Raw genomic sequence first — 21,323 nt, forward strand, 5'->3', positions numbered from 1 at the left:
ATAGTTGGAACGCCGTATGCGGTGAAAGTCGCTTGTACGGTGTGGACGGGGGGAAAAGGGAGCGATAACTTCAAACCCTTACCTATCTGTATGAACAAAAGGGTCGCTGCAGCCCTTTTTCTTGTTCCACTAACGTGGATTATGCCAAGCTGGGTTTGAGCATTTAGGTACAAAAGGTGGGGTCGCTACAAGCAGAATTTTAAAAAAAGCACTGCCAAAGATTATAAATTCAATTCCTGGTAGTGCTTATTTGTTAAACTAGTATTCTAATGAGACCTTTAATATCTCATCCCCAAATTTTACTTCTAAGTGTTTATCGGTATTGTCTAGTGTTCTAAACCTTAATTGGTTAACAAGTACGTTATCCTTAATGAGGTCCTCAAAATGCTGAATGATCTCTTTACTAAAATCAGTTGCAGAAATAGTAATCCCCACATATTTCTCAACTGGTAAATCAAGTTTTTTACGGGTGTCCTGTATGGCTCTAATTAATTCTCTAACTTGGCCTTCGTTCACTAACTGAGGAGTAAGTTTTAAATCTATTATCACCTTCAATTGTTGATCTCCAGCCATATCGTATCCAGATTGAACTTGGTACTCGACATTTATATGTTCCTTCTTTAATGTTATCGTTTGGGTATTAACGACTATTTGTAGTTGGCCATTTTCTAATAAGGCCTTTGTTAAGTTTTCAGGAATATGGTCTACAAATTCTTTTACTGCGTTTACCAACTTACCGAATGCGGCACCAGCCGTTTTAAAATTCAACTTAACAATAGTTGATTCATAACGTGATAAATCTTCTGTGAAGATAACATTCTTTAGATTTAGCTCATCTTTAATAATATTGGAATAACGGCTTAAATAACGCTCTCCTTCATTACTCCAAACAACAATTTGATTCAAAGGCTGCTTAACCTTTAAGTTGTGAGCATTCCGAATACTGCGACCAAGTTCAACAATTTTCAGGACTGTTTCCATATCTCGTTCTAAGTCTTCATTAATCATTGAATCATCATATTTGGGATAGTCTTGCAGATGGACACTCTGTCTATGGAGCTTTAAATGAATATCTTCAGCTATATACGGTACAAACGGAGCCAAAAGAAGGCTGATTGTACTAAGCACTTCAAAGAGTGTAGAATATGCAGCCTGTTTATCTTCCGAAAGCCCATTAGCCCAAAAACGATTTCTCGACCGTCGCACATACCAGTTACTTAATTCATCCACCAGTGCAGCCAGTACACGGGTTGCCTGGGTAAACTGAAAATGCTCCATGTAATTCTCAACTTTTTTGATTGTACTGTGAAGCCGTGAAAGGATCCACTCATCTAGGGTTGTTCTCTTTCCAGTTTGATTTCTGTCATATACGAAGCCATCTATTTTTGCATACATGGAATAAAACTTACATGTATTATCTAGAGTGTCGATTAACTTTGATTTAGCATCCTGCACTATTTTTTTTGAAAAGCGTTTAGGATTCCAAGGTGAACTATCAACTAAGAAAGCGAAGCGGAGGGCATCAGCACCAAATTCCCTTATAAGCCGGGCAGGATCTAATGCATTGCCTTTACTTTTAGACATTTTTTGACCATGTTCATCAAGTACATGTCCGAGTGACAAAACGTTTTTATAAGGTGCCATTCCAGTGTAAAGTGTTGACACCGCAAGCAAACTGTAAAAAAACCCTCTTGTTTGATCAATACCCTCGATGACAACATCTGCAGGGAATTGTGACTTGAATTTTTCTTTATCTCCAAATGGATAATGATACTGTGCAAATGGCATGGAACCACTGTCAAACCAAACATCAATAACTTCAGATGTTCGTTGCATAACACTTTGACATTGCGGACAAGTGAGCTGGACTTCATCTATATATGGTTTATGCAATTCGATAGTAGAGGGTATCAACGTTCTAGCTAATTTTTGTAGTTCTTCGATACTGCCTGGTGCTTCTTCATGACGACAATTAAAACATACCCAAACGTTTAATGGTGTACCCCAATAGCGATTCCTGCTTATATTCCAATCTAGAAGGTCTTCAAGGAAGTTTCCGAAGCGACCATGTTTGATATGCTCAGGATACCAGTTAACTGCTGCATTGCTAACAAGCATCTTATCCTTTAAAGCCGACATCTTAATGAACCAGCTATCCGTTGCGTAGTAAAGTAGAGGAGAATCGCATCTCCAACAATGAGGGTAGCTGTGCTCATATTTTTCCTTATGAAAAAGCGTGCCGTTATCAGAAAGCATTTTTATAATATCTAGGTCACAGTCCTTCACAAACCTGCCTGAGAGTCCTGTAATTTCTGATGTGTAACATCCTTTTTGATCAACAACATTGATAAAGGATAAACCATTCTGCTGAACGGTTTTGTAGTCATCCTCTCCATAAGCAGGGGCAATATGAACGATTCCAGTTCCGTTTTGTTCAGTGACGTAATCCGCTAAGACTACATGGTGTCCTTTTTCAACTTCTACATAATTGAAGGGTGGGGTATAAGCGATTGCCTCAAAATCACGACCACTATGTTCACTTAGCACGGTTACAGAATTACCAAGTACTTTTTCGACTAATGACTTAGCAACAACGTACACTTCATTCTCTTTTTTTACACGCACATAAGTTAATTCTGGGTTTATGGCGAGTGCTACGTTGGCAGGTAATGTCCAGGGTGTCGTTGTCCAACCTAAGAAGTATTCATTGTTGGCATCGAGACGTTTAAATTTAACCGTCGCCGATAAATCTTTTACATCTTTGTAGCCTTGTGCCACTTCGTGAGAGCTTAAAGTGGTTTGACAACTAGGGCAATAGGGAGATACTCGGTGCCCTTTATACAACAGCCCATCTTTGTGAACTTTACTTAAAATATTCCAAACACTTTCAATGTAATCATTCGTTAAGGTCATATAGGGATGATCCATATCTACCCAATAACCTAATTCTTCTGTAAATGAACGCCATTTTTGCTCGTATGTGAATACACTCTCTTTACATTTTTTGATAAAGGGCTCAATACCATATCGTTCGATCTCTTGTTTACCTGAAATACCCAGCTGTTTTTCTACACCAAGTTCCACTGGAAGCCCATGTGTATCCCATCCGGCCTTTCTTTCAACGAGGAAGCCTTGCATGGTTTTGTACCGTGCGACCACATCTTTAATCGTTCTTCCAAAGGCATGACCGACATGTGGTAATCCATTTGCCGTTGGGGGACCCTCGAAAAAGACAAACGGTTTTTTACCGTTTCTCAATTGAACCGATTTTATAAAGGTATTATTTTCACCCCAATAATTTCGTATTTGTTCTTCACGGTGGACAACGGTTTTTTTACTTTCATTAGAGTTCATATAAATCACTCCTATAAATAATTTTAAAAGCACACAAAAACCCCATCCCAAGTAAGGGACGGGGTTAACCGTGATACCACCCTAATTCTACTGATTCGCTCGAGTAGCACTTAGCAACGTACAATCATACGTGTTCCTTTTAACGGTGGATTTCCGTTTAGGCTTACTTAAATGGTTCAGCCTAACTTCTCAGAGAGGATATTCACGCAACACTCGAACACTGACTTGCACCAAAGTGTCAGCTCTCTGTGGATCAAGACGAAACGCTACTTTTTCTCATCAACGAATTTGTGTGCTTTTATTGGAATTTATTGTAACAAGGGGATAGTGAATTGTCAAACAATTCTTTACGATTTAAGAAAGGTCATTTAATTTTAAATTATGGTAGTTTATTTTTTTTTGAAATTTTCTTCTTAACATATTATCAAGACAGGAGTGCTGCAATAATTCAAAGTAGTTTCTCCTTCCTGTATGCCACTCAATTTTGATTGTTGAAATGATCCTCTTGATTCCCAAAAACTTTCTCCCCTTTTGATTTATCATAAATCGTAAGGCCCGTATTCGGAAACTGGCTGGCATGGTCATGAGCATGACTTTAGCCCCTAAAGTTTTGCGTCACCATTTTTCAATGGTTTTGCCATTGTCGTACGATTTATGGAATATAACATCATTATAGGATAAATTATCTATTTAACAATAGTTCTTTCATACTAAGATTATTGAAGTTTATGATAAAAATGTACCGTAGTGACAATGAACCGATATTACGACAACATTCTTGCATCTTTCTATTAAGAAATCTATATTTTAGAAGGGATTACTCGGCTTCTAATCAAACGTTTGATTGAAAAAATAAGTATCGGAACTTGTCAGTTTGTAGAGGATCAGGTGTATGGTTGACGTGTATTTTACCTCGTTATTCGATAGGAAGCATGCCGTTTGTGTCATTTCTTTGTCCATTATTCGATTAAAATTTAATGAATAGGAACAAACTACCACTTCATTCGAAGGTTGTATATAGTATACTTATACTTGACAATCTACTACATATTGTGATTTGTGGAAATTCTGTGTAAAAAATGACGGTATGAATGAAAAAGCACTAAAACTATTTTGGAAAGGAACTGAAATGAGTTAAATGGAAAGTTCTATTTCACTTTTTAAAAAAAGAAGATTTTTATTAGAAAGATATTTAATGGATAGTCATAGTGCGTATCGAACCATATATGATTTTAATTTAGAAGCTATTATGATATTGGATTTAAATGGTTATTTTGTCCAACTAAATGAATCTTGCGAAAGAATTCTTGGATATTCTTCTAATGAACTCATGGAAATGAAACTTCAAACCCTTACTCCCATTGAAGATTTGGAGAAAGTATATAACACGTTTAATAATGCTATTCAGGGGCATTTTAATCATTTTGACTGTAAAATCATCCATAAAAATGGCCAAAAGATTGATATCAATATTACCTATGCTCCCATCATTGCCAATAATGAAATCTTGGGAATTTATGGAGTGGTTAAGGATATAACAGCTATAAAACAAAAGAATGAGATACATAGGAATGAGACTGAAATTCACCGCTTACTTATTGAGAATAGCCTTGATATCATTATTCGAACCGATTTAGAAGGGAAGCTCCTGTATGCTACTCCTGCTTGTGAACCTATTCTTGGACTGTCCCAAGAAGAATTAATTGGGACTATCCTTTTTGATTTAATCCATAAAGAGGACCAACTGAGAGTATCCCAATATTATCAATCCACGATAAATGGAAAACAAAATGACTCAGGTGAGTATCGGTTAAATAAAAAAGATGGCAGTTTTATTTGGATCGAAGCAAAATGTAAGCCGATAATAGACCCTAAAACTCAATGTGTAAAAGAAGTTATTAGTGTGGTTAGGGATATCACACAGAGGAAACTGGCTGAAGATAAGTTGAATATTCGCGAAGAAAGATATAGGAACCTAGTAGAACAATCGCCTGATGCCGTAATCATAGCCAAAGATAGTAAGATTGTATATATGAATGACACAGGTATTAAGCTTTTTGGGGCTTCGGAAAAGGAAGAACTAATTGGAAAATCCGTGTTCGATTTTCTATTTCCGGAATATGTTGAGATGGTTCATAAACGGATGAAGGATATTAGTAATGGCATGACAGTGGAATTTTCAGAGCGAAAGTTTCATAGATTAGATGGGAATGTGTTGGAAGCAGAAGTAACGGGAATCCCAACGATTTTTCAAAATGAAACAGCTGTACATTTAATTGTTCGAGATATCGCGGAGAGAAAACGAACACAAGAGCTTCTTTTGAATTCAGAAAAGCTATCCGTAGCCGGGCAGCTTGCCGCTGGTATTGCACACGAAGTTCGTAATCCATTAACAGCTATCAAAGGATTTCTTCAACTAATGGATTCTGAAGAGAATTATAATCAAAGTTATTTTAAGATTATTGGTTCAGAAATTAATAGAATTGAACTTATTTTATCTGAACTATTGACCCTTGCCAAACCACAAGATATGAAAGTGAAAGAAAACAACTTAAAGCAATTACTTGAACATGTAAAGTCACTGATCGATACTCAAGCGATTATGAAAAATATTGAAGTTGAAATTGTATTCCAATCAAAAGTGGATACGATTATTTGTGATGAAAATCAGTTAAAACAGGTATTTATTAATATATTGAAAAATAGTATTGAAGCGATGCCGAATGGTGGAAACATCACGATTACTGTTGAAGAGTGCTGTACGAAAAAAATTAGGTTATTGTTTAAAGACACGGGTGAAGGGATCCCACCCCATATTATCAAAAGGATTGGTGAGCCCTTTATTAGTACAAAGGAAAAGGGTACAGGCTTAGGATTAATGATTTCTAAACAAATTATCGAGAATCATAAAGGGAATTTACATTTTTGGAATACCGAAAGCGGTACGAACATTGAAGTGATATTGCCTATAAATGGAATGTAAAGGAAAAGACAATCAAAATGTCTATTATTTTGATTGTCTTTTTTTATTTGTTTTCCCTTTTAGATGTAAATGTAGTTCATGCGGGCAATGAAACGCCATTTGTGTAATTCATAAATTTTAATAAATGAACTAAAATATTCCCTTTCTTAAAAAATGATTTACAATCAATCAAATTGCTGGTAGTATTTATTTAAATAAATAATTCAAAAAATTTGGTTATTTATACTTTCGAAACAGAAAATATTAAAACTAAAAAAGGAGAGGTGTAGAAAGTGCAAGCAACTGATTACCAATTAAAACCAAAAGTAAAAGAATTCTTGGAAGGATTTATAGGTCTTTATATTAATGGGGAATACGTACCAGCGGTTAACGGGAAAACATTCGATTGTCTGAACCCTGCTACTGAAGAAGTCATTGCACAAGTCAGCGAAGCACAAACGGAAGATATTGATCTTGCCGTCCGGGCTGCAAGAAAAGCATTTGATGAAGGTGAATGGCCGGAAATGGAAGCGGCTACACGTTCGCATCTTCTTTATAAATTCGCAGACCTTTTGGAAGAAAACCGTGAAGAGCTTGCCCAACTCGAGGCTCTTGATAACGGTAAGCCCTATAAAGTTGCATTAACAGATGATGTTGATGGATCCATCCAACATTTCAGATATTATTCGGGTTTTGCAACGAAGATTCAAGGAAAAACGACACAAGTATCACCGGAATATGTGAACTATACGGTGCATGAACCTGTCGGCGTTGTAGGCCAAATTATTCCATGGAACTTTCCTCTTTTGATGGCTGCTTGGAAGCTGGGATCGGCTCTCGCTGTTGGATGTACGGTTGTGATTAAACCAGCAAGTGAAACACCGCTTTCTCTCCTTTATATAGCAAAACTGTTCAAAGAAGCTGGTTTTCCAGACGGCGTTGTGAACATCACCCCTGGCTCCGGTCGCGTTGCTGGTGAAGCCATTATCACCCATAGGATGGTGGACAAAGTGTCGTTCACTGGATCAACAGGTGTCGGAAAAGAAGTCATGAAGAAAGCTGCAGATCAAATCAAAGGAGTCACGCTCGAACTAGGTGGTAAATCACCTGCCATTATCCTCGAGGACGCCAACCTGGAAGAAGCCATTGAAGGGGCATTACATGGTACGATGTATAACCATGGACAAAACTGCAGTGCTTGTACACGCATCTACGTTCATCGTAAACATTACGATCAGGTAGTAAAAGTATTGGCAGAACGTGTAAACAGGTTAAAACTGGGCCCAGGAATGGATCCGGAAACAGATATGGGCCCACTCGTCTCAGCAAAACAGCAGCAAACGGTCCTTGGCTACATCAAGCAAGGAATAAGAGAAGGTGCACGTCTTGTTGCTGGAGGAGAAAAAACATTTGATAAAGGCTATTTTGTTGAACCAACGATTTTTGCGGATGTAAAAGATGACATGACGATTGCACGTGAAGAAATCTTTGGTCCAGTCATGTCGGTTTTCGTTTTTGATACGGTTGAAGAAGTCATTAAAAGAGCAAATGACAGCGATTATGGTTTGGCAGCGAGTGTTTGGACGGAAAATATAAAAACTGGCCATTATATTGCTCGTAAACTACAAGCGGGGACAGTTTGGCTTAATGACGTTGGTCTAGAGTGGGAAACAATGCCATTCGGCGGATACAAACAATCTGGTATCGGACGTGAAATGGGCGGAGAGTATGGCTTAGAGAACTACACGGAAGTGAAAAGTGTATATGTGAATATTAAACAAAAGTAGACCGGAAAATTTTATAATCATGCAATATGAAAATAAATATTCCCTTTTTAAAAAAATGATTTACAATAATTCGTTTTCCTGATACTATCTATTTGAAAGATAATTCAGAATATTGCTTAATTAAATATTTCAGAAAATAGCGAATCTTTTTATTAAGTTGTTTGTAGAAATTCCATTTTAATTCACATTTTTGAGGAGGATAAATATGTTTAAACCTTTTGGAATGATTCCAGCTTTACCGACACCGATGAAAGAGGATAACAGTATCGACTATAAGGGGATTGAACAGCTAATTGAACATTTAATAGATGGAGGAATGCACTGTCTTTTAGTGGGAGGAAGTACGGGAGAATACTCGCTCATGAGCATGGAAGAACGAAAAGCAGTCATTAAATTTGTGTGTGAAACATCAAACGGTAGAATCCCTGTTATGGCGGGTACAGGATGTCATCGAACAGAAGATACCATTGAACTTACGGGGTACGCAGCTGAAGCTGGTGCAGATTGTGCCTTGGTCATTAATCCTTATTATATGACAACGAGTAGACAAGGAATTATTGATCATTACAAGGCAGTAGCAGAAAACTCTAGCATCGGAATTGTTATCTATCATTATCCAGATGCTACGGGCGTTGAACTTGATCCAGAACTAATCTATGAAATAAGTCAAATTGATGGAATTGTCGGTATTAAAAATACTGCTGATGGAATCCATACTTCTAAACTCATTGCATTGACAAAAGACAATCCAAACTTCGCGGTACTTACTGGATTTGAGCATTTAATCTTACCGACATTAGCATTAGGGGGACATGGTGCTGTTGGAGTAGTCCATAACTTGGCTCCGAAAAAAATAGCAAAACTATATGATTTAATCGTAAATGAAAACAACTTGAAAGAAGCGACGAAATTAAATCAGGAACTGCTAGATTTATATAATGCGATTGAAGAAGAAACGATTCCAGGAACATTAAAGGCAGGCTTGGAAGTGCTGGGATTTTCAGGAGGACCAAGCAGATTGCCACTAGTGCCTGCTTCCGAACAGTTCAAATCAAAGATTGAAACCATATTAAATGAATTAGGGGAATTAAGAGTGAAACAACATTAATTGAACCTGAGTGAATGATAAATACACACGAGATAGGAGGAAATCCAATGAAAGATGTAATTATCATAGGCGGTGGACTTGCTGGTTTGTCTGCTGCCTGGCAGCTTAAACACCATGATATTTTACTTTTAGAATCCGATGATCGTATTGGTGGGCGTGTACGGTCTGAACGCCGAGGAGATTATTGGTTAAATTGGGGCGGACATCTATATGCTGGACCTGGTTCAGCTACAGACGAATTATTTAAATCCGTAGGAATCACGGCATTACCTGTACCTGGAATTTTAACAGCCATGTCTTTGAATGGGAAGTTGCTTTTAGATGGTCCGGTTGAACTGTATCCATTTAGGGCCCCTATGTCGTGGAAATCTAGATTTGCTATGATACGTGCAGGTGCTAAAGTGCGGGCAGCCGTTATCAGGTATGGCAAAATGGCAAAAAAACGTCCGGGAGAGGACTATAGAGTTCAGCAACAGCGAATTTTAGAATTTATGGATGATCGAACTTTTGCCGAATTTACTGGTAAATTACCACCAGATGCAGATGCCATCTTTAGACCTACCGTTAGCCGTTCGACTGGTAGTCCTGAGACCATGACTGCAGGATCAGGTGTAGGATATTTCCACACTGTATGGAACAAAGATGATGGGTTAGGGAGAAATATTGTTGGGGGACCATCAACGCTTACGAACACGATTGCAACAACATTAGGCGAACGGGTTCAACTAAATGCAAACGTTTCAGAAGTTCTTCAGAAAGAAGACCGTGTTGTCGTAACCTATACTCAAGATGGCGTGAAACATGTGGTGGAAGCACGTTATGCAGTACTCGCGACTCCTGCCACCATTACAAAAAAAATAGCGAGAAACATTGACCCAGAAATCACAAACGCTCTTGGTCAGGTTCAATATGGTCCACATGTTAGTGCAGCATTTTTAACAAATGAAACAGGACCTCAAGTTTGGGATAATGTATATTCGTTTGCTACGCCTAAACGATCATTTGACATTATTCTTCATCAATCGAATCTAGTCCGTTCTTGGGAAACGGAGAGGAAACAAGGAAGTAGCTTTATGACCTTTTCACCGGGGGAAAGTGGACGTCGGCTAATGGATAAATCGGATGATGAAATTATTCAAATGAAATTGAAGGATTTAAATGAAATTTTTCCTGGATTTAGTAATCATGTAGTGGAGGCTCACGTCATGAAATTTCCATTCGGATCCGCTTATATTTTCCCAGGTCGTGCAGAACTACAGCCAATTTTAACAAAATCTGCGGGTCGATTGTTCTTAGCAGGTGATTATTTAGGCTCTAAATATACTGAAACAGCCATTCAGACAGGATTCACTGCAGCACAAAATATTAATAGCTTACTGGAATTCAGGCTTCATGAATCTCAAAAAGAAAAGAAATTTAAGGCTGTGTCTGGGGATCAATGACAAAAATGCAAGCGTTTACTTTACACTTTTCAGAACGGATGACTTGAAATAAAAAATTATTTCAATAACAGGAGGAATTTCATGAGTAAAGTCCGCACGATGGAAGAAATGCCTTTAAGTGGATTCCATTATAAAATGTTTACCTATTCCAGTGGGAGTGCATTCCTCGATGGGTATATTATCGGAATTATTGCCGTAGCCCTTTATGTCATGCAGAAACAATTCGATATGTCCGTAACCATGGTGGGTCTGCTTGGAACGGCTACTCTTGCGGGAATGTTCTTTGGTGGAATAATAGGAGGCTATCTTACAGACCTTATTGGCCGGAAGAAGATGTTTCTCATCGATATGCTTGTCATGCTTGTTGTGTCAATCCTTCAGTTTTTTATCAACGATCCTATACAATTGGTTATTTTACGATTTATTTTAGGTATTGCAGTAGGGGCAGATTACCCGATTGCAGGAGCCTTGATGGCGGAATTTTCACCGAAAAAAAATCGTGGTGCCTTGCTTGGAGGAATTAATTCACTTTGGTATATCGGTTACGCCAGTTCTTTTTTGGTCGGATACTTTATGCTGTCCATCGGTGACACAAGTTGGAGATGGATGCTTTCAAGCAGTGCTATCCCAGTACTTCTTTTGCTTATCGCACGTTTAAATATGCCAGAATCCCCTCGTTGGCTTGCCAACAATGGCAGGGAAAAAGAAGCAAACGCTATTATTCAGAAAATATTCGGGGATCATGTCGTTATGTCGGCTGAACCAGAGACTAAGGTGAAAACTACTTTTCTCGATATATTTCGAAATGGTAATGGGAAATGGACCATTTTCGTGTCGGTTTTCTGGTCCCTTCAAGTCATACCCACTTTTGGAATCGGAACCTATACCCCTGAGATCCTTGCACAATTTGGTTTTGCTAATGGAACGAAGGAATTCCTAGGATCCGCGATCATGAATATGTTCTATCTTGTAGGCTTGGTCCCTTTTCTTTATTTGGTTGAAAAATGGGGAAGAAGGCCGACACTTATTTGGCCATTTTTTATATCTTCCATCTCTTTATTCATATTGGGAGCATTCTCAGGATCGAATATGTCATTTATTTTCATCCTGGTTCTCTTTATTATCTATGGAATTTTTAATAATGCGATGGGAATGCATGAATGGATTTATCCGAATGAGCTTTTCCCAACCCATATTCGGGGTACGGCAGTGGGCTTTTCCACAGGCGTAAGCCGTGCTGCTTCTTCCGTTGGTACATTTCTCTTCCCGGTCATTTTGACGAATTATGGATTGTCAGTAACATTGTATATTTGTGGGGCGTTGTTTTTCATTGGATTCTTACTCTCTTTATTCATGGCTCCTGAAACAAAAAATATGAGTTTAATAGAATCCAGTTCTATAAACAAAGGAGCTGCACTAAGGACGGAAAGCATCGCAGCGAGGAAAAACGGTTAAATAGAATCTTTGTCGAATTGAATTCTAGGGGGATTTGACCCGGTTAGTGGAAAAGTGATTAATCGGCGTCATTCCCTTTTTTTAAAAATTTTGCCATGCCTTGTGGAAAGGGGGCCAACGATGCTACATTTAAAGATGAGGTGAAGGAATATGGAAAAACGGTCGAGTCTAAGAGTTTACATCCTTACAATTGCCGGTGCGGTATGTTGGGGACTTATTGGTTTATTTATTGCTCCATTGTATGCTCACGGCTTCACGGCGTGGGATGTAGTTGCTATTCGGGGTATTTTTACCTTTGTTATCTTAATTATAATTATGGCAGCGTTTTATCGTGATCAGTTACGTACCAGATTAAAAGATCATATTTTTTTCGCTGGTGCGGGAATTTTTAGTATCGCCTTCTTTAATTTTTTTTATTTTGAAGTTTTTTCTCAATCGAGTTTATCTCTTGCCGTAACCCTTTTATATACAGGTCCACTGTTTGTAACGATCCTATCTCGGTTCTTTTTTAAGGAGCCCTTGACCATTCGTAAAGGCTTTGCACTTGCTCTTGCTATTACGGGTTGTGCATTTGTTGTAGGTATACTGCCCTTCGGCCAAGAAGGGATACCGATGAAAACCTTGTTAATGGGAATTCTATCTGGATTTTGTTATGCTTTGTTCAGTATTTTCAGTAAACCTGTAACCAAACGGTATTCTGCCTTGACCATTACAACGTACACATTTCTTTATACGAGTATTTTCATGTTATTGACAAGTGACATCATAAGAAAGACTGATCAATTTAAACATGTAGATGTATGGATGTCTGCAGTATTGTTAGCGTTAGTTTCAACGGTTGCAGCTTTTGTTTTGTATACTTCAGGACTAAAACATTTAGAAGCTAGTAAGGCTTCCATTTTAGCAACGATTGAACCAATCGTTGCAGTATTAACTGGAGTATTTTTTCTTGGAGAACACCTAAGGGGGTGGCAGGTGTTAGGGATCGCATTGGTTTTGTATTCAGCCATTCTTGTCGCAAGTGGAAGGAGGAAAGCACAACATGACATTGTTAGAGGAGGAAAAAAGTGTATATGATGTTTTAGAACAACTAAACATATCCTTTAAAGAGTATGAGCATGTACCTGTTTTCACCGTCGAAGAAATACGTAATTTGGAAATCACGATTCCCGGAGCACATACTAAAAATTTATTTTTAAGAAATCGAAAGGGAGATAAACATTTTTTAGTGATTGTATCAGAAGATAAGGGGGTAGATTTGAAAAGTTTATCGAAGCTTATTGAAAGCACTCCGTTGAGCTTTGGTTCTCCGGAAAGACTGAATAAATATTTAAGCGTTTACCCTGGAGCAGTCGGCGCTTTCGGATTAATAAATGATACGGATAACCATGTGCAGGTTGTAGTTGACGATGATTTACTTGATAAAGACACCATTAACTTTCATCCAAATGTAAACACAGCGACAGTCAACCTTTCAGTCCAAGACTTTAGAAGATACCTTGATTCGATCCATAATCCTGTTTCCATCATAAAAATTTCGTCGTCATAATTTTGAACATGATGATAAAGTGATGAAATCAAATGATTACAATACGAACGGACGCCATTTAGAAGGCGTCCTTTTTGAATTGGGTCATTTTCTCGAATATGAGATATAATGGACGTAAAGAGGGTCCATTTTGACGGATAATCAAAGGTGAAAAGGGGATTTAAATGAGTTTAGATAATCCAAAAACAACCATTAATAAAATAGTTGATATTAAAGACTCTTTACCGAAAAAACAAAGACAATTATGCGATTATATTCTAAAAAATTTTCAGTCAATAGGATTGATAACAGTTAAAGAGCTTTCTGATAACGCCAAAGTTGGAATTTCAACTGTGATGCGTACGATAAATGCCTTAGGGTATGAGAATTTTAATGACCTACGAAAAGATATCTACGATGAATCGCTTCCCACCGACTCAGTTTGGACATTGAAGAAGTCTATTACAGAAATTCAAAAAGAAGGAGGGAAAGCTCCAACTTTAGTACAAGTCTGGAAAGAATCCGTTCATTTATTAAACAAATCATTAGACTCTCAATTAATGGAAAATTTCGAAATTGTAATTGGTATCATTGAAAAAGCAAGTTATATCAATATTTTAGGTACTCGACCGTACAAAGCAACTGCATTATATTTTGAACAATTGCTTGGAGAATTCTATTCTAAAATAAGACAATTAAGCAATGATACGGAAGTAATTTATGATCGGATTTTACAATTTGAAAAGGATGAAATTTTAGTGGTTTTTGCCTTCGAACCCTACACGAATCGAATTATCGAAGCCGTTAAGCTAGCCCATGAGCTAGGCAATAAAATTATATTGATAACAGACTATATCTCCTGTCCAATTATTTCATATGCGTTTGCAACGCTGAAAGTAGAAGTGAGTAAAGAACAATTTTCAGTCGTACCTACTATTGCGTTGATCGAGGCATTGGTAATTGAAATTGGTAAACGGTCATCAGAAGAATCGATTAAAAAGTTGAAAAGACTTGAAAAAACACTTAGAGAAAAGAATGAAATCTTTTTTTATTAAAACTAAAGAACAACGGACATGCTTTTTAATAAGGCGATAATCTTTGGGTATACCTTCTGACAGAGAAAATAAAAAAGTGCGAGGTATCTTCCTTGGTGAAAGGTACCTCGCACTCTTAACTATTAAGTTGTATACATAAAAATACGAACCGGCATAACTAATTATTAACAAATCCCTCTATTTACCTAACAAAAAAATAACTGATTAATGTGAAATATGTATAAATTTTCACAATCAAGTATGTTACAATAGGTACAACCAGAAACAGCCATACTCATTCAACTTTTGTTTATATATTCTTTTTATATGGGAAAGGATTGATAATTTTTGAGTTTAACAACCAGAAAAATTAGAAAAATTCTAGTTGCAAACCGCGGAGAAATTGCGATTCGTATCTTCCGTGCATGTACCGAGTTAGACATTCGAACCGTTGCCATTTACTCAAAAGAGGATAGCGGCTCTTTCCATCGGTATAAAGCAGATGAAGCCTATCTAGTGGGAGAAGGAAAAAAGCCAATTGAAGCTTACCTCGACATCGAAGGAATTATCGAAATTGCAAAGGCCCATGAAGTGGACGCCATCCATCCAGGCTATGGATTTTTGTCAGAAAATCTCGAATTTGCAAAACGTTGCGAGGATGAAGGGATTATTTTTATTGGACCAAAATCAAGACATTTAGAGATGTTCGGGGATAAAGTGAAGGCCCGCCACCAAGCGATTCAGGCCAATATTCCCGTTATTCCTGGAACTGATGGACCGATTGAAAGCCTCGAAGAAGCGAAAACCTTTGGGCAAAAACATGGATATCCGCTCATGATTAAGGCAGCTCTTGGCGGAGGCGGCCGTGGAATGCGGATTGTACGAGGTGAAGACAGTTTAGAAGAATCATATGACCGCGCAAAATCGGAAGCAAAAGCGGCATTCGGAAACGATGAGGTCTATATTGAAAAGTTTGTGGAAAATCCTAAACATATTGAGGTACAGATTTTAGGTGACCATGATGGAAACATCGTCCATTTATATGAACGTGATTGTTCCGTGCAACGCCGCCACCAAAAAGTCGTGGAAGTAGCACCAAGCCTTTCCGTGCCTGAAAACTTGCGCCAGTCTATTTGTGAAGCGGCGGTTCATTTAATGAAAAACGTTTCCTATCTAAATGCCGGAACCGTAGAGTTCCTCGTTACGGATGATGAATTCTTTTTTATTGAAGTAAACCCGCGGGTACAGGTTGAACATACGATCACAGAAATGATTACCGGTATTGATATTGTTCAGTCCCAAATCTTAATTGCGGACGGTTATTCTCTTCATAGTCATGAAGTGGGAATTCCAAAGCAAGAAGAGATCCAGGTGCACGGTTTTGCGATTCAATCACGGGTTACAACAGAAGATCCGTTGAATAATTTTATGCCGGATACAGGAAGAATTATGGCCTACCGTTCAGGTGGAGGGTTCGGGGTACGTTTGGATGCAGGGAACGGATTCCAGGGATCCGTCATTACCCCTTATTATGATTCCCTTCTTGTAAAAGTAACAACATGGGCTTTAACCTTTGATCAGGCTGCGGCGAAAATGGTTCGAAACTTAAAAGAGTTCAGGATCCGCGGCATCAGGACGAATATTCCGTTCCTTGAAAAAGTAGTAAAACACGAGAAATTCCTAAAAGGGGAATATAATACATCCTTTATCGATTCCACACCGGAGCTATTTGTTTTCCCTACTTCCAAAGACCGCGGGACGAAAATGCTCACCTATATTGGAAACGTTACGGTAAATGGATTTCCGGGAGTGGCTAAAAAGGACAAGCCTCTATTTGAAAAACCAAGAGTACCGAAGATTCATCCATTAGAACCAATTCCAAACGGAACCAAACAAATTCTGGATGAAAAGGGTCCGGAGGGTGTCGTAAATTGGATTAAAGAACAACAGGAAGTATTATTGACCGATACCACTTTCCGTGATGCCCATCAATCCTTGTTAGCCACTCGTGTGCGTACAAATGACTTGATGCACATTGCTGAGCCGACTGCCCGTTTACTTCCTCATTTATTTTCTGTTGAAATGTGGGGCGGCGCAACATTTGATGTGTCCTACCGCTTTTTAAAAGAGAATCCATGGGACCGTTTATTAAAGCTGCGGCAAGCCATGCCGAATACGCTGTTCCAAATGCTTCTTCGTGCATCCAATGCGGTCGGTTATAAGAATTATCCAGACAATGTGATCAAGGAATTTGTTAAAAAGTCTGCTGAGGCTGGAATTGATGTCTTCCGTATTTTTGACAGTCTCAATTGGGTAAAAGGGATGGAGCTGGCGATTGATTCTGTAAGGGATAATGGAAAAATTGCCGAGGCAGCCATGTGCTATACGGGAGATATTTTGGATCCGTCCAGAAGAAAATATGATTTACATTATTATAAAAATCTGGCAAAAGAGCTGGAACAATCAGGCGCGCATATTTTAGGAATTAAGGATATGGCTGGGTTGTTAAAACCGCAAGCAGCCTATGACTTGATTTCCGCTTTAAAGGAAACGGTTGACATTCCGATCCATTTACACACCCACGATACAAGCGGCAATGGCCTATTTATGTATGCAAAGGCCATTGAAGCAGGTGTTGATATTGTGGATGTTGCGGCAAGCTCCATGGCTGGATTAACCTCACAGCCAAGTGCAAATTCTCTCCATTATGCATTAGAAGGGCATAACCGGAGACCAAAGATGGACATCCAGGGATTGGAGCAAATTTCTCACTATTGGGAAGATGTTCGCAAATATTATACTGATTTTGAGAGCGGCATGAATGCTCCTCATACCGAAGTATATGTTCACGAAATGCCGGGCGGCCAGTATAGTAATCTGCAGCAACAAGCAAAAGCAGTAGGACTCGGGGACAAATGGGATCAGGTAAAAGAGATGTATTCCCGTGTGAACCAATTGTTTGGCGATATTGTCAAAGTAACCCCATCGTCAAAAGTGGTTGGAGATATGGCTCTTTATATGGTACAAAATAATTTGACAGAAGAAGATATTTTTGAGCGCGGTGAAATACTTGATTTTCCGGACTCGGTGATTGAATTATTTGAAGGCTACCTTGGCCAGCCTCATGGAGGATTTCCTAAAGAGCTGCAACGTATTATTTTAAAAGGAAAAGAACCAATCACTGTTCGTCCTGGAGAACTATTAGAGCCAGTGGATTTTCAGGAAATTAAAGAGACGCTGTATGGGTTATTAAATCGTCCTGTGACAAGCCATGATGTGATGGCCTATGCCTTATATCCAAAAGTGTTCAAGGAATACCATCAAACCGTCGAGAAATATGGAGATATTTCCGTTCTTGATACACCAACCTTCTTATACGGAATGCGTCTAGGAGAGCAAATTGAGGTAGAGATTGAAAAAGGGAAAACCCTTATTGTTAAACTCGTTTCCATTAGTGAGGCGAAAGCAGACGGAACGCGGGTTCTCTATTTTGAATTAAATGGTCAGACGCGTGAAGTTCTGATTAAAGACGAGAATATTAAAACGACAGTTCAAGCAAGATTGAAGGCCGCTCCCGGTAATCCAAGCCATATCGGAGCAACCATGCCGGGCACCGTCTTGAAGCTTCTTGTGGAAAAAGGACAAACGGTATCAAAAGGGGATCATCTTATGATCACAGAGGCCATGAAAATGGAGACAACCGTTCAGGCTCCATTTAGTGGTACGATTAAAGAGATTTATATCAATAATGGCGATATCATTGAGCCTGGTGATTTGTTGATTGAATTATCGAATTAAATAATGGGGTGTGGAAAAAGTCCCTAAAATAAAGAAGCTGGTGAAAGACGTTTCGTTTTTCTCCAGCTTTTTGTTCGTATTGTTTCAAGCAGAACAGCCAGGAGCCTCCTGGCTAAATATTTTTCATTCAAGAAATATCTCTTAATATATTTTTATTAGAATTATGCTTCATATGAAGATTTAGTAAGTGATCTAACTCTTGGCTGCATCTTAAAGTTTCATAGCTATTCATACCAGTGCTATTGGCGAGATTAACCATTTTCTCTTTCAATACGTCTATTTGGTTTAACAGTAATAATTCAAACAATTCATTATTCATGATAGGTGAATACTCCTAGTAAGTATTATTTATAAAAAGGCGCACAAAGACTATTATAGGGAAAATGTCTCGTATTAGAATAGATTCGACAAAAATTGTCAAAAAGAGACAAGTAGGCTAGTAGAGGAAAGAGGAGAGGTTATTTCCTATTTATTTCACCAATCCAATAATGGAAAGGGAGATGAACGATACGGGACTATTGTACCGGATGTGTATCGTGGAATGCGAGGTCAGCATCCACTCGGCTGAAGGGGCCGTATTCCAATTGTTCATCCAGCTCTTCCTTTTTCCTATATAAAAAATCTCCTCAACTTGAAGCCGAAGAGATTTTTTTCATTCGTTTAAAATTTTTTGAAGGAAGTGCCCGAGTTATTTAAAGGTGGAACCCCCTCCATTTATAAATGGATGGGTGAGGGTCAGTGCTTTTTTAATTTTCATAGACTAGTCCTTCTTTCCTTCCATTTAGTAAATACAAGTTTTTTTGTTCCGATATAATTCAGACCCATGCATACGGCTGTGACGAGTAACTTACTAATCCATAATGAAAGCCCCAAATGCTTATAAAACAGAGTTAATAAACATGAAGTCATCACCAAGGTAATCAGATTCACTCCAATAAACGTGATGAATTCACGCTTCCTTCCTTTTCCTTTTTGTTCAAATGTCCATTTCCGATTCATGATATAGCTGTTTAAAACCCCGGCACTGTAGGAAATACATTGAGCCAGGATGTAGTTCACGTTGAACCAAGTCAAGATGGCATAGACGATAAAATCAATTGAGGTGTTGACGACACCCACAAGGGCAAATTTGATGAATGACAGCCATTTCCTCATCATCGGTACATCATTTTCTTTTCTGATTCCTTCTGATAGATATCTTGAACGATATAGAGTGGGCGGTGTTTCGATTCGTCATAGATTCGGCCAATATATTCGCCCGTGATTCCGAGAATAAATAAAATAAACCCATTAAAAAGCAACTGAATCACAATAATAGAGGACCAACCCGTGATGGTAGTGTTGGTAAATATTTTTAAATAAAGGACGACGAACAAATAGAAAAATCCAATAAGGGATAACACTCCGCCAGCATAGCTTGCTAATTTTAATGGTTTATAGGAAAAAGATGTAATGCCATCCATCGACAATTTCAACATTTTTTTGAGCGGGTATTTGGATTCACCGGCTAAACGCTCGTCCCGTTCATACTCAACGGCGATTTGTTTAAAGCCAACCCAGCTCACTAACCCGCGTACGAATCGATTTTTTTCTTGCAGGTTATTCATTTGATCACATACTTTACGGTCCAATAAACGAAAATCTCCGGTATCCAGCGGAATATCAATATCCGTCATCGAATGTAAAAAGCGGTAAAACAGCTTAGCGGTGTATTTTTTAAAAAGTGTTTCTCCTTTACGCTTCGTCCGTTTGGCATACACCACATCGTATCCTTGTTTCCATTTTTCAATCATCTCCAAAATAAGTTCGGGCGGGTCCTGCAGGTCGGCATCAATTACGACAACGGCCCGCCCTTTTGAATAATCCATTCCTGCCGTGATGGCAATTTGGTGGCCGAAATTTCGTGAAAAATCCAGTAAAATAACAGCGGGGTCTCTTTCGCTGAATTCTTTTATGATGTCGGCTGTTTGATCGCGGCTGCCGTCGTTCACAAAGAGAAGCTCATAAGATTCTCCCGTCGATCTCATCACTTCAGTTAATCGACGGTAGGTTTCGTGAATGACTGCTTCTTCGTTGTAAACTGGCACGACAATTGAATATTGAACAGGTTGACTCATTTCTGTCACTCCTTCATTAAACATCTCATTGATTATGGATTCATTATGGGCCAGCAACCTGAAATCAGCTTTAAGATAAGCTGAAGGTTTCCTGAAATTAGGGGAGATGTCGCATAACAGGTTCCGATTAGAGGGAAATGACAATAGAAAGAAAAAAACCGACTTAAGGGTCGGCTTTTTCTAGATAATGTAATATGTAAAATTACCTTTAGATCGAATTTTCGCAATAGGTAGCCAGCACTTGTCCTTTTAGGAAGATCTCTGACTATAATTAGGTTTACTAGTTATTTTTAATAAAATATGACGAATGATAAATCCAACTCCTAATCCAGGAAAAAGAGACATCATCGGAAGCCAAATTGGCCCAAAAAATATGCCGAAAATTTCATTTGGTGAGTACATAAGACCAATAGTGACAAAATAGGCTCCAAAAGCAAATGGGACAAACGATAACCGGGGATTTTCTCCTTCTGCAAATTTATAAGCATCATACATGGCATACATATAAACACAAGGGTAAAACATAAGCCATTGGTGATCCACCACGTTTGCTGCTTCGTTTATTTTTCCAAGAAAACTAAGCATAATAGCCTGGTTAAATAAACTATTAACATTAATAATGAATTCCAAAACGATAAACAATATCCCTTTAATTAGGTGACCATTTAACAGTTGACCGAAGCCTGGAAAAGCGATACTCCAGAGTACAGCTTCTAACTTATATGTTTTCTTCATACA

General features: G+C 38.3%; 14 protein-coding genes, 1 riboswitch and 1 other annotated feature. Of the genes, 9 read left to right on the plus strand and 5 right to left on the minus strand.

Annotated features, from left to right (window positions below; genetic code table 11):
- Nucleotides 1–258: 258 nt before the first annotated feature.
- On the minus strand, nt 259–3,354 hold the full coding sequence (gene ileS, locus J2Y67_RS22460; protein WP_310177633.1) for an isoleucine--tRNA ligase: 3,096 nt from the start codon (nt 3,352–3,354) through the stop codon (nt 259–261).
- A gap of 51 nt (nt 3,355–3,405) precedes the next feature.
- Nucleotides 3,406–3,646: a binding site (T-box leader), on the minus strand.
- A 268-nt stretch (nt 3,647–3,914) separates the two neighbouring features.
- Nucleotides 3,915–4,003, minus strand: a riboswitch (cyclic di-GMP riboswitch).
- 546 nt (nt 4,004–4,549) lie between these two features.
- Between ileS and J2Y67_RS22465 the strand changes: the two genes are divergently transcribed.
- The 9 genes from J2Y67_RS22465 to pyc all read left to right on the plus strand — a co-directional run bounded on the left by J2Y67_RS22465 (nt 4,550) and on the right by pyc (nt 18,468).
- Nucleotides 4,550–6,337, plus strand: coding sequence for a PAS domain S-box protein (locus J2Y67_RS22465; protein WP_310177634.1), 1,788 nt, complete (start codon nt 4,550–4,552; stop codon nt 6,335–6,337).
- A 272-nt stretch (nt 6,338–6,609) separates the two neighbouring features.
- Nucleotides 6,610–8,103: an aldehyde dehydrogenase family protein gene (locus J2Y67_RS22470; RefSeq protein WP_310177635.1), complete on the plus strand. Its 1,494-nt coding sequence runs from the start codon at nt 6,610–6,612 to the stop codon at nt 8,101–8,103.
- Nucleotides 8,104–8,308: 205 nt separating this feature from the next.
- Nucleotides 8,309–9,211: a 4-hydroxy-tetrahydrodipicolinate synthase gene (gene dapA, locus J2Y67_RS22475; RefSeq protein ID WP_310177636.1), complete on the plus strand. Its 903-nt coding sequence runs from the start codon at nt 8,309–8,311 to the stop codon at nt 9,209–9,211.
- A 47-nt stretch (nt 9,212–9,258) separates the two neighbouring features.
- Nucleotides 9,259–10,653, plus strand: a complete 1,395-nt coding sequence (locus tag J2Y67_RS22480) for a protoporphyrinogen/coproporphyrinogen oxidase (RefSeq protein ID WP_310177637.1) — start codon at nt 9,259–9,261, stop codon at nt 10,651–10,653.
- 81 nt (nt 10,654–10,734) lie between these two features.
- Complete coding sequence (locus J2Y67_RS22485; protein ID WP_310177638.1) at nt 10,735–12,108, plus strand: MFS transporter; 1,374 nt, start codon at nt 10,735–10,737, stop codon at nt 12,106–12,108.
- Nucleotides 12,109–12,258: 150 nt separating this feature from the next.
- Entirely contained in the window at nt 12,259–13,185 is a 927-nt protein-coding gene (locus J2Y67_RS22490; protein ID WP_310177639.1) for a DMT family transporter, read from the plus strand.
- Complete coding sequence (locus tag J2Y67_RS22495; protein WP_310177641.1) at nt 13,151–13,657, plus strand: prolyl-tRNA synthetase associated domain-containing protein; 507 nt, start codon at nt 13,151–13,153, stop codon at nt 13,655–13,657. Before J2Y67_RS22490 ends, J2Y67_RS22495 begins: the two co-directional genes overlap by 35 nt.
- A 164-nt stretch (nt 13,658–13,821) precedes the next feature.
- Entirely contained in the window at nt 13,822–14,691 is an 870-nt protein-coding gene (locus J2Y67_RS22500) for a MurR/RpiR family transcriptional regulator (protein WP_310177643.1), read from the plus strand.
- A gap of 327 nt (nt 14,692–15,018) precedes the next feature.
- A complete protein-coding gene (gene pyc, locus J2Y67_RS22505; protein WP_310177644.1) occupies nt 15,019–18,468 on the plus strand; it encodes a pyruvate carboxylase in 3,450 nt (1,149 codons plus the stop codon).
- A gap of 127 nt (nt 18,469–18,595) precedes the next feature.
- Here pyc and J2Y67_RS22510 read toward each other — a convergent pair whose 3' ends face one another.
- The 4 genes from J2Y67_RS22510 to J2Y67_RS22525 form a co-directional block, all read right to left on the minus strand.
- The gene (locus tag J2Y67_RS22510) at nt 18,596–18,787 is read right to left on the minus strand and encodes an aspartyl-phosphate phosphatase Spo0E family protein (RefSeq protein ID WP_310177646.1); all 192 of its coding nucleotides are present in this window, start codon (nt 18,785–18,787) and stop codon (nt 18,596–18,598) included.
- A gap of 434 nt (nt 18,788–19,221) precedes the next feature.
- A complete protein-coding gene (locus tag J2Y67_RS22515; RefSeq protein ID WP_310177647.1) occupies nt 19,222–19,623 on the minus strand; it encodes a GtrA family protein in 402 nt (133 codons plus the stop codon).
- A complete protein-coding gene (locus J2Y67_RS22520; RefSeq protein WP_310177649.1) occupies nt 19,623–20,585 on the minus strand; it encodes a glycosyltransferase family 2 protein in 963 nt (320 codons plus the stop codon). Before J2Y67_RS22520 ends, J2Y67_RS22515 begins: the two co-directional genes overlap by 1 nt.
- A 249-nt stretch (nt 20,586–20,834) precedes the next feature.
- Nucleotides 20,835–21,320: a hypothetical protein gene (locus J2Y67_RS22525; protein WP_310177651.1), complete on the minus strand. Its 486-nt coding sequence runs from the start codon at nt 21,318–21,320 to the stop codon at nt 20,835–20,837.
- Nucleotides 21,321–21,323 lie beyond the last annotated feature (3 nt).

It is taken from the genome of Neobacillus niacini, assembly GCF_031456445.1.
In the GTDB taxonomy this organism is placed as follows: Bacteria; Bacillota; Bacilli; order Bacillales; family Cytobacillaceae; genus Neobacillus; species Neobacillus niacini_I.